At 70.3% G+C, this 13,571-nt stretch carries 12 protein-coding genes; 5 read left to right on the forward strand and 7 right to left on the reverse strand.

The genetic code is table 11. The annotated features are described in order from the left end of the window. The first annotated feature begins 176 nt into the window (after positions 1-176). The gene (locus C503_RS0125455) at positions 177-1,592 is read left to right on the forward strand and encodes a M14 family zinc carboxypeptidase (protein ID WP_018685052.1); all 1,416 of its coding nucleotides are present in this window, start codon (positions 177-179) and stop codon (positions 1,590-1,592) included. Between the two features lie 608 nt (positions 1,593-2,200). Next, complete coding sequence (locus C503_RS0125460) at positions 2,201-2,644, forward strand: anthrone oxygenase family protein (RefSeq protein WP_245572583.1); 444 nt, start codon at positions 2,201-2,203, stop codon at positions 2,642-2,644. Positions 2,645-2,927: 283 nt separating this feature from the next. Here the strand turns inward: C503_RS0125460 and C503_RS0125465 are convergent, their stop codons facing one another. Further along, complete coding sequence (locus C503_RS0125465; RefSeq protein WP_018685054.1) at positions 2,928-3,173, reverse strand: hypothetical protein; 246 nt, start codon at positions 3,171-3,173, stop codon at positions 2,928-2,930. A 1,088-nt stretch (positions 3,174-4,261) separates the two neighbouring features. Between C503_RS0125465 and C503_RS0125470 the strand changes: the two genes are divergently transcribed. From C503_RS0125470 to C503_RS0125480, 3 genes are read left to right on the forward strand one after another with little or no spacing between them, the layout of a single operon-like run. After that, on the forward strand, positions 4,262-5,551 hold the full coding sequence (locus tag C503_RS0125470) for an ABC transporter substrate-binding protein (protein ID WP_018685055.1): 1,290 nt from the start codon (positions 4,262-4,264) through the stop codon (positions 5,549-5,551). Beyond that, positions 5,548-6,447 (forward strand): carbohydrate ABC transporter permease, encoded by a 900-nt coding sequence (locus C503_RS0125475; RefSeq protein ID WP_018685056.1) that lies wholly within the window; start codon positions 5,548-5,550, stop codon positions 6,445-6,447. The genes C503_RS0125470 and C503_RS0125475 overlap by 4 nt, the downstream gene beginning before the upstream one ends. Then, positions 6,444-7,253, forward strand: a complete 810-nt coding sequence (locus C503_RS0125480) for a carbohydrate ABC transporter permease (RefSeq protein ID WP_018685057.1) — start codon at positions 6,444-6,446, stop codon at positions 7,251-7,253. Before C503_RS0125475 ends, C503_RS0125480 begins: the two co-directional genes overlap by 4 nt. Positions 7,254-7,275: 22 nt before the next feature. On the opposite strand, the gene C503_RS0125485 is transcribed toward C503_RS0125480, so the two are convergent. The 6 genes from C503_RS0125485 to ngcE all read right to left on the reverse strand — a co-directional run bounded on the left by C503_RS0125485 (position 7,276) and on the right by ngcE (position 13,299). Next, positions 7,276-7,725: a hypothetical protein gene (locus tag C503_RS0125485; RefSeq protein WP_018685058.1), complete on the reverse strand. Its 450-nt coding sequence runs from the start codon at positions 7,723-7,725 to the stop codon at positions 7,276-7,278. A gap of 115 nt (positions 7,726-7,840) precedes the next feature. Continuing rightward, positions 7,841-8,809, reverse strand: a complete 969-nt coding sequence (locus tag C503_RS0125490; RefSeq protein WP_018685059.1) for an N-acetylglucosamine kinase — start codon at positions 8,807-8,809, stop codon at positions 7,841-7,843. Next, positions 8,806-10,068: a 6-phospho-beta-glucosidase gene (locus tag C503_RS0125495; RefSeq protein ID WP_018685060.1), complete on the reverse strand. Its 1,263-nt coding sequence runs from the start codon at positions 10,066-10,068 to the stop codon at positions 8,806-8,808. The genes C503_RS0125490 and C503_RS0125495 overlap by 4 nt, the downstream gene beginning before the upstream one ends. Next, entirely contained in the window at positions 10,065-10,976 is a 912-nt protein-coding gene (locus C503_RS0125500; RefSeq protein WP_018685061.1) for a carbohydrate ABC transporter permease, read from the reverse strand. The genes C503_RS0125495 and C503_RS0125500 overlap by 4 nt, the downstream gene beginning before the upstream one ends. Then, positions 10,973-11,869: a carbohydrate ABC transporter permease gene (locus tag C503_RS0125505; RefSeq protein ID WP_026316691.1), complete on the reverse strand. Its 897-nt coding sequence runs from the start codon at positions 11,867-11,869 to the stop codon at positions 10,973-10,975. Before C503_RS0125505 ends, C503_RS0125500 begins: the two co-directional genes overlap by 4 nt. A gap of 2 nt (positions 11,870-11,871) precedes the next feature. Continuing rightward, positions 11,872-13,299, reverse strand: a complete 1,428-nt coding sequence (gene ngcE / locus C503_RS0125510; RefSeq protein WP_026316692.1) for an N-acetylglucosamine/diacetylchitobiose ABC transporter substrate-binding protein — start codon at positions 13,297-13,299, stop codon at positions 11,872-11,874. Positions 13,300-13,571 lie beyond the last annotated feature (272 nt).

Consider the following 13,571-nt stretch of genomic DNA (forward strand, 5'->3'; position numbering starts at 1 on the left):
ATAGGTGTCCGCTATGCATTGTTGGGATGGGTGGAGACCGTACGGGGTAGGGCACGCTCGGTGAGTCCCGATCGCGCGCTGTGCACCGCGGTGCGCGAACCGATCTGCGGCGCGCCGGACCCGCCCCGCCCTGCCGCGAGGGTTCGCCGGGCCGCGAACCGCGAGGAGGTGCGAGGGTGCCGATCACCCGCCGCCCTGTGCCCGCGCTGACCGTGGCCGCCATGGCCGCGGCCGCGCTGCTGGCCGGGGTGTACCCCGGGGCCGCCGCCCCGGCCACACCCGACTCCGTCGCCGCGCAGTCCCCCGCGCCCGGCGCGACCTACGTCTACCGCGTCCCCGGTGGCGTCGCGCGGGCCGAGCAGCTGCAGCGACTGGGCTTCGACATCCTGGAGGACCGCGCGGGCGACGACCTGTTCGTGCTCGGCGGAAGCGAGACCGCGGGCGAGCTGCGTGCCGCGGGCTTCGCGCCCCGGGTCGACCAGACACTGCCCGCCGTCTCCTGGACCCCGCCCGCGCGCAGCGGTCAGGCCCCATCGCTGGACGCCTCGGTGGCCGAGGAGACCTACTACGGCGGCTACCGGACCGTGAACGCGCAGTACGCCCACCTCGACCAGGTCGCCCGCGCGCACGCGGACCTGGCGACGGTCGTCGACTACGGCGACTCGTGGCGCAAGACGCGCGGCTCCGGCGGCTACGACCTCAAGGCCGTCTGCGTCACCAAGCGCAACGCCGGTGACTGCGCGTTGAACCCCAACGCGCCCAAGCCCCGGCTGTTCGTGATGGGCCAGCTGCACGCCCGGGAGATCACCACCGGCGACATGGCCTACCGCTGGATCGACCACCTGGTGCAGAACTACGGCACCGACGCCCAGGTGACCGCGCTGCTCGACAGCACCGAGGTGTGGGTCGTGCCGATCGCCAACCCGGACGGCGTCGACATCGTCCAGCGCGGCGGCGGGCGCCCCTACCTGCAACGCAAGAACGGCAACAACAGCAACGGCCCGAGCTGCGGCACCACCGGCGGATCCAGCCAGGTCGGCATCGACCTCAACCGCAACACCGACTCCGGCTACGGCGTGGGCAGCTCGACCCAGCCCTGCTCGGAGACCTACCGCGGGCCCGCCGCCAACTCGGAGCCGGAGACCAAGGCGCTGCAGTCGCTGTGGCGCTCGCTCTATCGTGACCGGCGCGGCACCGGCACCGCCGCGCCCGCCCCGGCGGACACCACCGGCATGGTCATCAGCATGCACAGCTACTCCAACCTGGTGCTGTTCCCGTGGGGCTTCAACTCCGCGGTGCGGTCGGGCAACGACGCGAGCCTGCGCGCGATGGGCAGGCAGATGGCGTCGCTGGCGGGTGGCTGGCGCTACGGGCAGCCGGGCGAGGTCCTCTACAACGCGGGCGGCGCGACCGACGACTGGGTCTACGACGACCTGGGCGTGGCGAGCTTCGTCTGGGAGATCGGCGGGTCCAGCGGCAGCTGCTCCGGGTTCACCCCGGCGTACTCCTGCCAGGCAGGCACGTTCTGGCCGAAGATCAAGTCCATGCTGACCTACGCGGGCACCAAGACCGCGCGGCCGTACGGGACCTGAGCACCACCGGGGGCGCCCAGTCGAGACAGGGGCGGCGGCACCCCCACCTCCCCGCGGGCGATGCCTGCGCCCGCCGGGAGGTTGCCCGCGAGGGCCGGGCGCACCCTCACGCGCCCGGCCCTCGCCCCGTTCGCGGCCACCCGCGCGCCCCACGACGGTCCGCATCCTGGAACCCGACGGGAATCCCGAGAACTTTTCCGCCGAAACCCCTGACACAGACCCGGTCGTACACTCTATGGTGTAACCGTTCCGCGGGCGGGCGCCCGACCGCCGGAACGCGTTCGCGGGTCCGAGCCCTCGCCGAGACCCACCCGAGCGCCGGGTCTGGTCGCGTTATGCAGGGGCGCGACCAGACCCCCGGGCGCGGTGGCGCGGACCGCGGTCCGTGCCGGAACACGGTCCGAGTCGGACGCCGCCCGGCCGAAGTCGGTGATGCGAAGCCGTTTCGGGCACGCGGTCCCATCCGGACGCTCCCCGGCCGACACCGAACCCAGCCGACACCGAACCCGGCGGACACCACCCCCGGACACCGGCCCCCGTCGGGTCGACCCTCGGGTTCGGACATCCGGCGGGCCCGTCGGTCCGGCCCACTGGTTACGGTGTACACCGTGGACGCTCTCCGGGTGTTGACGGTCGCCGCCGCCGTGGGCGGTGGGCTGATGGCCGGGATCTTCTTCGCGTTCTCGGTGTTCGTGATGCGGGCACTCGCTTCGTTGCCCGCCGAGCGGGGCATCGCGGCCATGCAGGCGCTCAACCGGACCATCCTCACGCCGCTGTTCCTGCTGCTGTTCCTGGGCGTGGGCGTGCTCGGCGCGGTCCTGGCCGTCATCGGGCCGCCGAGCTGCCTGGTCGGCGGGGCCCTCTACGTGCTCGGGGTGCTGGTGGTGACCGGCGCGCGCAACGTGCCGTGGAACAACGAGCTGGACGCGCTGGCACCGAACACCGCCGAGGCAGCCGACTACTGGGCCGGCTACCTCCGGCGGTGGACGGCGTGGAACCACGTGCGAACGGTCGCCTCGACAGGAGCGGCCGTGGCGTACGTGGTCACGTGACCCGCGTCCGGGTCCGACCTGCGATCAGACGACTATCGAACAGCACGGCGGCGGCGGGAAAGCCGCGATGCGAACGCCTCGACCCCCAGGGCGTCGCGCGCCGTGCCCCGGCTCCCGATCGGACCCTCCGGTCCGGACCCCGCCCGTCGCCGGGTCGGTGGGCCGGCCCGCCGGACGGTCCAGTCCGTCTGGTCCGGTTGGACCAGCACGACCACACAGCTCGGTCGCCGGTCGATCCATCGGTCGATCAGTACCGCTGTACTGCTGCCGTACTGCCTGCCCGTCAGTCGCAGTCGACCATCGACTCGCACTCCATCCGAGGCGGCGCTGCCGGGGCCGGGACGGTGCGCGCGTCCCTGAGTCTGCGGCAGAACTCCTCGACGAGGTAGTCGTTGGCGTCGTGGTCGTTGGCGTCGGCGTTGGCGAGGAAGTACCCCAGTAGGGCCTCGGCCGCGTCGGCGCGGTCGACAATGACGGGATCGTGCGTCGACCTCAGGTGGCCGGTGTCGCCGTATATGTTCTCGTGCATACCCCCCACCCCCTCGGGTGTGACTCACTGCCGGTCACGTGTTCCAGAATGCCACTCAAACACCACGAGGTGATCACGATCGGGTGAATTGGCCCGCACTTTTTTTCGCGAGCCAACCCGCCAACGGTCGTCATTACACCACCTTACCGCCATAACGCGCCCAAACGGCGCATCATTCGACCAATTCCGCAATGCCAAATCTGCAACTTGCAGATCCATTCCTGCAGCTCAGGGGCATAGTACTCGACCATTCATCCGATGCTATGACCCACCCAGGGGTGCGCGGAGAGGGTCGGATCCGACCGTCCGTGCGCTAAAAATAAAAAATAAGTTCGCTCCAGGACAAGTCGCGCAGTGACCCTGTGCGCATCCCATGAGGAAGGAGCAAACCTTACTCATGACCGGGGTCACACCACCAGCAGGTGTCGAATTTCCGACGCCCGGTGAACAAAACCGCAACCGGAGCGCCCACCTGGGGGAACAGCGAGATATCTACACGGTGAAGCCTTTTGGGAGTGATCACGCGCGGATGCCGAAACCGGCCTGGACGGTCACGAACGGTCGCCGCGGCGCGCGCCTGCCCGCCCGACCCGCACCCGGCCGCCTGCATCCGGGCGGGCCGGTCGCGGTGCGTGTCGATCTCTCCACCGAGCGCGAGAGGAACGTCGGACGCCCGGACCGGGTGCCGCCGGGGTCGGCCGGGACGGATCCCGCCCGCCGACCGACCCCGGCCCGGCGATCACCCGGTCCGGTACACAGTGGACAGTGAGGCCCGCGACGGCCGGGGCGGGCAGCCGGGCGACCATCCGGTGGGCCGGACTCGGCCGACCGGGTAACCCGCTGCCTTTCCCGGCGCGGGCGGATCCTCCAGGATGCCGCACCGCGGCGGGGCGCGCCAGGGAACCCGACCCCTGTTCCGGGAAACGTCAGCCGGATGCCGCACCGGGCTGTCACGAAGTCATAACGACGTGCCACTGTGCATTTCCCGGCGACATCTCCGCGAGAACAGTGCGAGCAAACCGAACACACCCCGGCGGCCGGAGCGCCCGGCCGGAACCCGGGGCGCGGCAACGCTTTCGGGAGGCTTCGTGGGCAAGCACGGTCTCGTCGTCCGCATTTCCGCCGCCGCTTCCGCCCTGGTGCTGGGCGTGAGCGGGTGCGGCTCGGAATCGGCGAACCCCGATTCCCCGAGCCCGCCCGCGTTGGCCGGTGTCGGGCCGATCACGCTGGTCACCGGGAAAGACTTCTCCGGAAACCTGCAACACCAACTCGACGAATGGAACGGGCAGCATCCCGACCAGCCGGTGCAGCTCATCGAACTGCCGGAGAACGCCGACGCGCAGCGGCAGCAGATGGTGCAGAACGCGCAGACCCGGTCCGACGCCTACACGGTGCTCAACCTGGACGTGGTCTGGACCGCCGAGTTCGCCGCCAACCAGTGGGTGGTGCAGCTGCCGGAGGCCGAGTTCCCGCTGGGCAGCCTGGTGCCCGCGACGGTGGACACGGCCAGGTACTTCAAGCGGCTCTACGCCGTCCCGATGAACTCCGACGGCGGCCTGCTCTACTACCGCAAGGACCTGCTGGACGCGGCGGGCCTGACCGCGCCGAAGACCTGGTCGGAGATGTCCGCCGACTGCGCGAAGGTGCTGCCCGCCAACCCCGGCGTGTCCTGCTACGCCGGGCAGTTCGAGAAGTACGAGGGCCTGACGGTGAACTTCGCCGAGGCGGTGCACTCGGCGGGCGGCAGCGTGGTCGGCGAGGACGGCAAGCCGACGGTGAACACCGAGGCGGCCCGGCGCGGCCTGTCGTTCCTGGTGGACGGGGTGCGGACCGGGGAGATCCCGCAGAAGGCGCGCACCTTCAAGGAGGAGGAGAGCAGGCGCGCGTTCCAGGCCGGTGAGCTGCTGTTCCAGCGCCAGTGGCCATACCAGTACGCCAAGGCCCAGGCGACCGACGGCTCGTCCGCGGTGGCCGGGAAGTTCGGCGTGGCCACGCTGCCGGGGCTGAGCGGGCCCGGGGTGTCGTCGCTGGGCGGTCACAACCTGGCGGTCAGCGCGTTCGCCAAGAACAAGCGGTCCGGCCTGGAGCTGATCAAGTTCCTGACCGGCGAGCAGCAGCAGCGGGCCAACCTGGAGAAGACCTCGCAGGCCCCATCCTGGGCCTCGCTCTACGACGAGCCCGCGCTGGTGGCCAGGTTCCCGTACCTGACCGAGCTCAAGAAGAGCATCCTGGGCGCCAAGCGGCGGCCCGCGGTGGTCAAGTACCAGGAGGTCTCGGTGGCCATCCAGGAGGCCGCCTACGGGGCGATGAGCGGCACCACCGGCGTGGACCAGGCGCTGGCGACGCTGCAGGGCAAGCTCGACGCGCTCACCCGATGACCCGGCGCGGGTCCGGGCGGCTCGCGGCGGGCCTGGTCTCCCCCACCCTGGTGGTGCTGGCGCTGGTGGTGGCCTACCCGGTGATCTCGGCGGTGCGGCTGGCGTTCTACCGGCGCGAGGACGGGATCGACCCGGAGACCGGGTTGATCCGCGCGGGCGAGCGGTTCGTCGGCCTGGACAACTTCGCCGAGATGTTCGGCGGCGACTCGACGGGCCGGTTCCTCGACGCGTTGGCCAACACCACCACGTTCACCCTCGCCGGGGTGTCGCTGGAGGTCGTGCTCGGCGTGCTGATGGCGTTGGTGATGCACCGGGCGTTCCGCGGCCGGGCGCTGGTGCGGGCCAGCATCCTGGTGCCCTGGGCGGTGCCCACGGCCATCGCGGGCCTGTTGTGGCGGTGGGTGTTCCAGGCCGACGGGGTGGCCAACGACCTGCTGCCCGGCCCGCCGGTGCTGTGGACCACGGACGGGTTCCAGGCGTGGGTGGCGGTGGTGGTGGCCGACACGTGGAAGACCGCGCCGTTCATCGGGCTGCTGGTGCTGGCCGGGCTGCAGGTGATCCCGAACGAGATCCACGAGGCGGCCCGGCTGGACGGCGCCACCGGGTGGCGGGCGTTCTTCTCGATCACGCTGCCGCTGGTGAAGCCGACGCTGCTGGTGGCCGTGCTGTTCCGGGTGCTGGACACGCTGCGCATGTTCGACCTGCCCTACACGCTGATCGGGCCGGGCAAGGAGGCGACCGACACGGTGACGGTGCTGGCGTTCGAGGAGGCGGTCACCTTCGGCCGGTTCGGCCCGGCCTCGGCGTACGCGGTGACGCTGTTCGCGTACGTGGCGGTGGTGGCGTTCGTGTTCGTGCGGCTGCTGGGCGCGGACGTGCTGGGGAGCAGGCGATGAGGGCGCGCTACCTGGGCATCGCGGCGATCGTGGTGTACTGCCTGGCGCCGTTCTACTGGATGCTGGTGTCCAGCCTGCGCCGCACCAACGACATCTTCGACTCCTCGCCGTGGCCCAGCCCGCTGTCGTTCGAGTCCTACACGGCCGCTTTCGCGCCCGGCAACGGTTTCCTGCGGGCGCTGCTCAACAGCTTCATCGTCGCGGGCGTGACCACGGCGCTGGTGCTGCTGTTCGCGACGCTGGCCGCCTACGCGCTGGCCCGGGTGGAGTTCCGGTTCAAGAACGCGGTGCTCGCGCTGATCATCGCCACCAGCATGTTCCCCGGCATCTCGCTGCTGGTGCCGCTACTGCGGCTGTTCTCCGACATCGGCTGGATCAACACCTACCAGGCGATGATCGTGCCGAACATGGGCGCGGTGCTCCCGCTGGCGGTGTGGAACCTGACCGCGTTCTTCCGCCAGATGCCGCACGAGCTGGAGGAGGCCGCGCAGATCGACGGCTGCACGCAGGGCCAGGCGTTCATCCGGGTCATCCTGCCGGTCGCCGCGCCCGGGGTGTTCACCACCGCGATCATCACCTTCATCGCCGCCTGGAACGAGTTCATCATCGCGCTGTCGGTGGTCAACCGGCAGGAGCTGAAGACCGCGCCGGTGATCACCAGCCAGTTCACCGGAACCAGCCGGTTCGACTCGCCGTTCGGCACCCAGATGGCGGCGGGCGTGATCGTGACGATCCCGCTGGTGATCCTGGTACTGCTGTTCCAACGCCGGATCGTGGCGGGGCTGACGGCGGGCGGGGTGAAATAGGACCGTCCACTGTGTACGTCAGTCAGTCGGCATCCTTCTGCTCCGGCGGGACGACCGGAGTCCAGAACCCGTCGAGGATGGGGGATGGGGCGACAGGTGGGATGGCGGCGGCCCGGCGGCGCGCCACGAGCGTCTCGACGACCAAGGTGACCAGGGCGGCTGCGTAGAGCAGGGCGACGGGCGACCAGGCGACGGCGTGGAAGAAGCCGAAGAACGCGGCGTATGCGGGCGGTGCCCACCGCCACGCGCGCAGGCCCAGCATCAGGCGGACCAGCACGACGGCGACGACGGCGGTGAGCGCCATGACCGTGAGCCCCAGCAGGCCCAGGATCCCGTCCTCGATGGGGTTGCCGCCGACACCCGACGGGTCGTCCGGCGACGGGCCGCCCACGTCCACCAGCGACAGGATGTACACCTGGACACCCGCGCACACCAACACGATCCAGTCCGACCAGCGCATCGCCACGGACACCGCCCCCGTCCACCTCGACCCGGTTCAGCCGAACCGAATAGTCGCATGTGGACGTAATGTGTGGACTCCGGGGAGAAGACCTACACCTGGCGAACCCGACGCGCGCCGGGTGGGATCACGCGGCGAACTCGGCCGTGGCGCGGTCGTGGGCCGACTGGTCGGCGCCCAGCTGGTCCAGACCCAGCCGGGCGGCGCCGACGATCGGGGGCGTCCGGGCGACCAGCAGGCGGGCGTGCGGGGCGCGGGCGGCATAGCCCGCCTCGACCGCGGACATCAACCGGGCGGGACCGCCGGTGAGCACGCCGCCGCCCAGTACGACATCGGTGGGCGTGTCCAGCAGGTCCAACCGGCGGATCACCGACAGGCCGAGCAGACACACCTCCTCGGCCATCCGGTCCACAAGGGACACCGCGACCGGGTCGGTGGAAGCGAACAGCGGATGGGTCAGCTCGGTGAGCCGGTGCCGGGGGATCTCACCACAGTGGATCGCGATGGCGACCTCGGTCGCACTGGCCGCGTCGAAGTGCGCGCGCACCGCGTCGACCAGCTCGGTCGGCTCGCCGCGGCCGTCCTCGGCGCGCACGGCGTGCCAGAGGACCAGCTTGCCCAGGTGTCCCCCGCCGCCCCAGTCGCCGGTCAGCGAGCCGAGGGACGGGAAGCGGGCGACGCGGCCGTCCGGGCCGACGCCCGCCGCGTTGACGCCCGCGCCGCACACGACGGCCACGCCCCACTCGCGCGTGGTGCCCGCGCGCAGCAGGGCGAAGGTGTCGTTGCCGATCTCGACCGTGGTGCCGATCCGCCTGCGCAGGAACTCCTCGCGCAGCGCGACCTCCTCCTCGGGCAGGTCCGCGCCCGCGAGGTAGGCGGCGACGTGGTCGGCGAACGGCGCCTCGGTCGACAGCAGTTCGGCGGCGGTGCGGACCACCACGTCGACGGCGGCGGCCACGCCCACCGAGTGCGGTTCGAACCCGGGACCGCGCCCGCGCGCGAGCACGGTCCCGTCCGCGCGCAGCAGCGCGATGTCCGTCTTGCTGTTGCCGCCGTCGACGGCGAGCAGCGTCCTGCCCGCCGGGTGCACGGTCACTTGACCGGTGCCCAGGGCAGGAACTCGTGGTTGACCTCGATCAGCCGCGCGGCCAGCTTCTCCGCCACCGACACCTGGCCGATCAGCGGGTGCGCCAGCAGCGCCTCGGTGACCAGGTCGGCCCCACCGGTGATGGCGGCGCGCACGGCCAGCGTCTCGTAGGCGGACACGTGCCCGATCAGCCCGGCCATCAGCGGCGACACCGGGGCCACCGGCCAGGTCTGCGCGCCCGCGGCGGTGACCGTGGCGGGCACCTCGACGACCGCGTTGTCCGGCAGGAACGGCAGCGTGCCGTTGTTGCGGACGTTGACCACGTGCACGTCGCCGCCCTCGCCGAACAGCGACGCCAGCAGCGCCACCGCCGCCTCCGAGTAGAACGCCCCGCCGCGGCTGCCCAGCAGGTCCGGCTTGGTGTCCACGGCCGGGTCGGCGTAGAGCTCCAGCAGCTTGCGCTCCACGTCGGCGACCGCGCTGGCCCTGGTCGGCGACACCCGCTGCTCCTCGACCACGGCGTCGTGCTCGTAGAAGTAGCGCAGGTAGTAGGAGGGCACCACGCCCAGCTTGCGCAGCACGTGCTCGGGCAGGCCGACCTGCTTGGCCACCGCCGCGCCGTGCTCGTCGAGCAGCCGGGGCAGCACGTCCTCGCCGCGCACGTAGACCGCGCGCTCCCAGGTGAGGTGGTTGAGCCCGACGTGGTCGAGCGCCACCCTGGCCGGGTCGACGTCCAGCAGCGCGGCGAACCGCCGCTGGAAGCCGATGGCCACGTTGCACAACCCGATCGCCCGGTGCCCGGCGTCCAGCAGGGCCCGGGTGACGATGCCGACCGGGTTGGTGAAGTCCACGATCCAGGCCCGGGGAGCGACCGCGGCGATCCGGGCGGCCACGTCGAGCACCACCGGCACGGTGCGCAGGGCCATGGCCAGCCCGCCCGCCCCGGTGGTCTCCTGCCCGACGCAGCCGCACTCCAGCGGCACCGTCTCGTCCTGGTGGCGCATGGCCTGGCCGCCGACGCGGAGCTGGACCAGCACCGCGTCCGCGCCCGCCACGCCCAGCTCCAGCTCGGTGCTGGTGCGCAGGCGGGCGGGGTGTCCGGCGCGCGCGAGGATGCGCCCGGACACCCCGGCCACCAGCTCCAGCCGGTGTTCGTCGGTGTCGATCAGCACCAGCTCGCTGACCGGCAGCTCGGCGTGCAGCCGCGCGATGCCGTCGACCAGCTCCGGGGTGTAGGTCGAGCCGCCGCCGACGACCGCGAGTTTCACTTGATGGCTCCCGAGGTGAGTCCGGCCTGGATCTGACGCTGGAAGGCCAGGTAGACCAACAGCGCCGGGATGATCGTCATGCTCAACGCGGCGAACAGGCCGGGCCAGTCGGCCTGGTAGCCCGCGTTCGTCGAGATGTTGGCGATGCCCTGGGTGAGCACCCACTTGTCCGGCACCGACCCGGACAGCAGCACGATCGGCAGCAGGTACTGGTTCCACTGGCCGATCACGTTGAAGATCGTGATGCTGATCAGGCCCGGCTTGGCCATCGGCACCATGATCTGGAAGAACGTCCTGGTGTGCGAGGCGCCGTCGATCATGGCAGCCTCCGCGATGGACACCGGCAGGCTGCGGAAGAACGCGGACAGGAAGAAGACCGTGAACGGCAGCGAGTACGCGATGTACACCAGGATGAGCCCGAGGTGGGTGTCGAGCAGGCCCAGGTTGCGCACGACGAAGAACAGCGGCACCAGCGCCAGGAACACCGGGAACACCATGCCGGAGACGAACAGGGTGTAGATGAGCCGGTTGCCCCGGAACCGGAACCGCGCCAGCACGTACGCGGCCATGGAGCCGAGCAGCATCGTGCCCGCGGTGGAGCAGACCACCACGAGGACGCTGTTCCACAGGTACTGGCCGATGTTGGCCTTCTCCCACGCGCGACCCCACGAGTCGAACTTTATCGACGTGGGCAAGCTCAGCGGGTCGGTGAAGATCTGCGTGTTCGTCTTGAACGAGGCCAGGAACGTCCACAGGATCGGCGCGATCACGGTGATCGCCCAGAGCACCAGCGCCGCGTGCGAGAGACCGCCCAGGACGGGGTTGCTCCGGCGCTCCGCCCGCCCCGGGGCGGCCCGCGTCGGCTGCGCGGGCTCGGCGGGGCGTTCGGCTGTCATGTTGGCGGTCATGCGTACTCGATCCGTTCCCGCCGGGTCACCCGCAGGGTGAGCACGGCGAACAGCAGGCTCAGGACGAACAGCGCGACACCCATCGCCGAGGCGACGCCGTACTTGGAGAACCGGAAGGTGCGCCAGATCTCCAGCGGCAGCACGGTGGTCGAGCCGTCCGGGCCGCCCTGGTCCACCGACAGCGTGGACACGATGGCGAACCCGTCGAAGGCCAGGATGCCCAGGTAGACCCAGGCGACCTGGACGGTGTCCCAGAGCAGCGGCAGGGTGACCCGGAAGAACATGCCCATCCGGGTGCAGCCGTCCAGCTCGGCGGCCTCGATGACCTCCTTGGGGATGGAGGACATGCCCGCGGCGAAGAGCACCACGTAGAAGCCGACCTGCTGCCAGATCAGCACCGCGATCAGCGCCCACAGCGCCAGGCCGGGTTGGGTGAGCCAGCCGACCGGGGCGATGCCGAAGATGTCCAGGATGCCGTTGAGCACGCCGCCCTTGTCCGGGCGGTACACCGCCTGGAACAGCACGCCGATCACCGCGACCGCGAGGACCTGCGGGAAGAAGAACACGGCCTGGTAGAAGCGTGAGCCCTTCACGCCTCTCGTGCCCGCCCCCATGTTCAGCAGGAAGGCGAAGAACAGGGCGATGACCAGCGTCACCGCGGGCAGCGAGAGCAGCAGCAGCAGGTGGTGGCCCACCGCGGCCTTGAACGCGTCGTTGTGGAACAGGTCCTCGAAGTTCTTGAACCCGACCCACTGCGGGGGCTTCGAGAAGCCCTTCCAGTCCGTGAACGCGAGGTAGAACGCCTGGAAGTAGGGCCCGATGACGAACACCAGGTACAGGATGACCGGCAGCGCCAGGAAGCCGATGACGAACCTGGCGCCGCCGCGGGGCATCCTCACGAGGTGCGGTTCTGCTTGGTCACGGACGAGTCGTTGCGCACGGCGTCGGCCTTGGCCTGCACGTCCTTGCAGAACTGCTCGGCGTTGATGCGACCGAACATCAGCGCGTTGGTCTTGGAGCGCAGCTCGGTCTCGAACTCCTTGTACCAGTCCTCGAACAGGTTGTAGGTGATGATGTTGCTACCGGCCTTGTTCAGGGCGTCGTTGGTGCTCTTGTTGCCCGGCGAGAGCGGCAGGCCGTCGGCCGCGCCCTTGACCACGGTGATGTTGCCGGTCTTCTCGGTGAAGCCGCGCGCGCCGTCCTTGGACAGCATCATCCGCAGGTACTCCAGGCCACCGGCGGTGTTCTTCGCCTTGGACGGCACGATGTAGGCCTCGCCTGCCGCGGCGCGCAGGGCGCCGAAGGGCAGCTTGTCCGAGGAGGACACGCTCGGGGTGGCGGTGAGCGCGTACTGGAAGGTCGCCGGGGTCTGCTCCTTCTGCTCGTTCTCCAGCCAGGAGCCGGACGGGTAGAAGCCGACGTGGCCCTGGTTCTGCGAGGTCTGCACCTCGGTGTGGGTCAGGCCCTCGAAGCTGGGGTCGAGGTACTTCTTGCCGATCGCGGCCCACTTCTCGGCCGACTGGCGGACCGGGTCGGAGGTCCAGACGCCGTCCTTGAGGTTGTCCATGTCGATGAGCACCTGGTTGCCCGCGATCTTCGCGGCGGTGATGGCGATCATCCAGTACATGTAGTACGAGGCGTTCTTGCCCGCGTAGGCGAACGGCTGCAGGCCGGCGGCCTTGATCTTGCCGAGGAGGGCGTCGAACTCCTCGAAGGTGGTGGCCGGGGTCCAGTTGTTCTTGGCGAACAGCGCCGAGTCGTACCAGAGGCCGTACGCGGTGTAGATGTACTTCATCTGGAACGGCTTGCCCGCGATCAGGCCCGCCTCGATGGTGCCCGGCATCAGCGTGTCGCGGACCTTGCCGGAGCCGCCGAGCGCCGGGGCGTCGAACAGCTGGGAGAGGTCGAGCAGCTGGTTCTCGGACTGCAGGGCGCCCGCGTCCATCAGGTCGCTGCCGGAGTTGGCGATCACGTCCGGCAGGTCGCCGCCCGCGAAGCGGGGCTGCTGGGTCTGCGCGATCTGCTGGGTCGGGACGTGCTTGATGGTGGCCTGCGGGAAGGCCTTCTTGTACATCGGCTCGTGCACGTCGGTCGCGTAGGCGTCGCCGAGACCGCCCTTGAAGATGACGACCTCAAGCGGGGCGTCGGCCTTCACACCGAACGGGTTCTCCGCGGAGACCGGGCCCGCGGGCGCGGTGGTGGACGGGGTGCCGGAGTCCGAGGACCCGAAGGCACAGGCCGACAGCGGACCGGCCGCGAGCGCGGCCATCCCCAGCCCCTTGAGCATCGTTCGGCGACTGGGATTCTGCGGTAGCGCGGACATGTTCGGGGCTCCTTCGACCGTCACGCGACCGGTTCGCGAGGCCCGCCCACTATCGGGGCGGCCCCCCTGGCCGGGCAATCGGACAGATGGGTGATTTGGTCTAGACCATACTCCGGGGATATCCGCTTGGCCAGCACTGATACCGAACTGGATCATGCCAGATTCCAACGCACCACCGCGTGCCGGATCGGGTGATTTTGCCACTTGACGGTGTCGTCGGAAGACACCAGAGTATGCCGTTTCGGTCGCGGTTACCCGTCGGTCGGATCGGT

This window comes from Actinokineospora enzanensis DSM 44649 (assembly GCF_000374445.1).
Lineage (GTDB): Bacteria > Actinomycetota > Actinomycetes > Mycobacteriales > Pseudonocardiaceae > Actinokineospora > Actinokineospora enzanensis.

What these genes read in the sequence shown, in the direction of transcription:
- C503_RS0125465 (WP_018685054.1), bottom strand. Translation starts at nt 3,173, where the DNA reads ATGCACGAGAACATATACGGCGACACCGGCCACCTGAGGTCGACGCAC.
- C503_RS0125475 (WP_018685056.1), top strand. Translation starts at nt 5,548, where the DNA reads ATGACCCGGCGCGGGTCCGGGCGGCTCGCGGCGGGCCTGGTCTCCCCC.
- C503_RS0125480 (WP_018685057.1), top strand. Translation starts at nt 6,444, where the DNA reads ATGAGGGCGCGCTACCTGGGCATCGCGGCGATCGTGGTGTACTGCCTG.
- C503_RS0125500 (WP_018685061.1), bottom strand. Translation starts at nt 10,976, where the DNA reads ATGACCGCCAACATGACAGCCGAACGCCCCGCCGAGCCCGCGCAGCCG.
- C503_RS0125505 (WP_026316691.1), bottom strand. Translation starts at nt 11,869, where the DNA reads ATGCCCCGCGGCGGCGCCAGGTTCGTCATCGGCTTCCTGGCGCTGCCG.
- ngcE (WP_026316692.1), bottom strand. Translation starts at nt 13,299, where the DNA reads ATGTCCGCGCTACCGCAGAATCCCAGTCGCCGAACGATGCTCAAGGGG.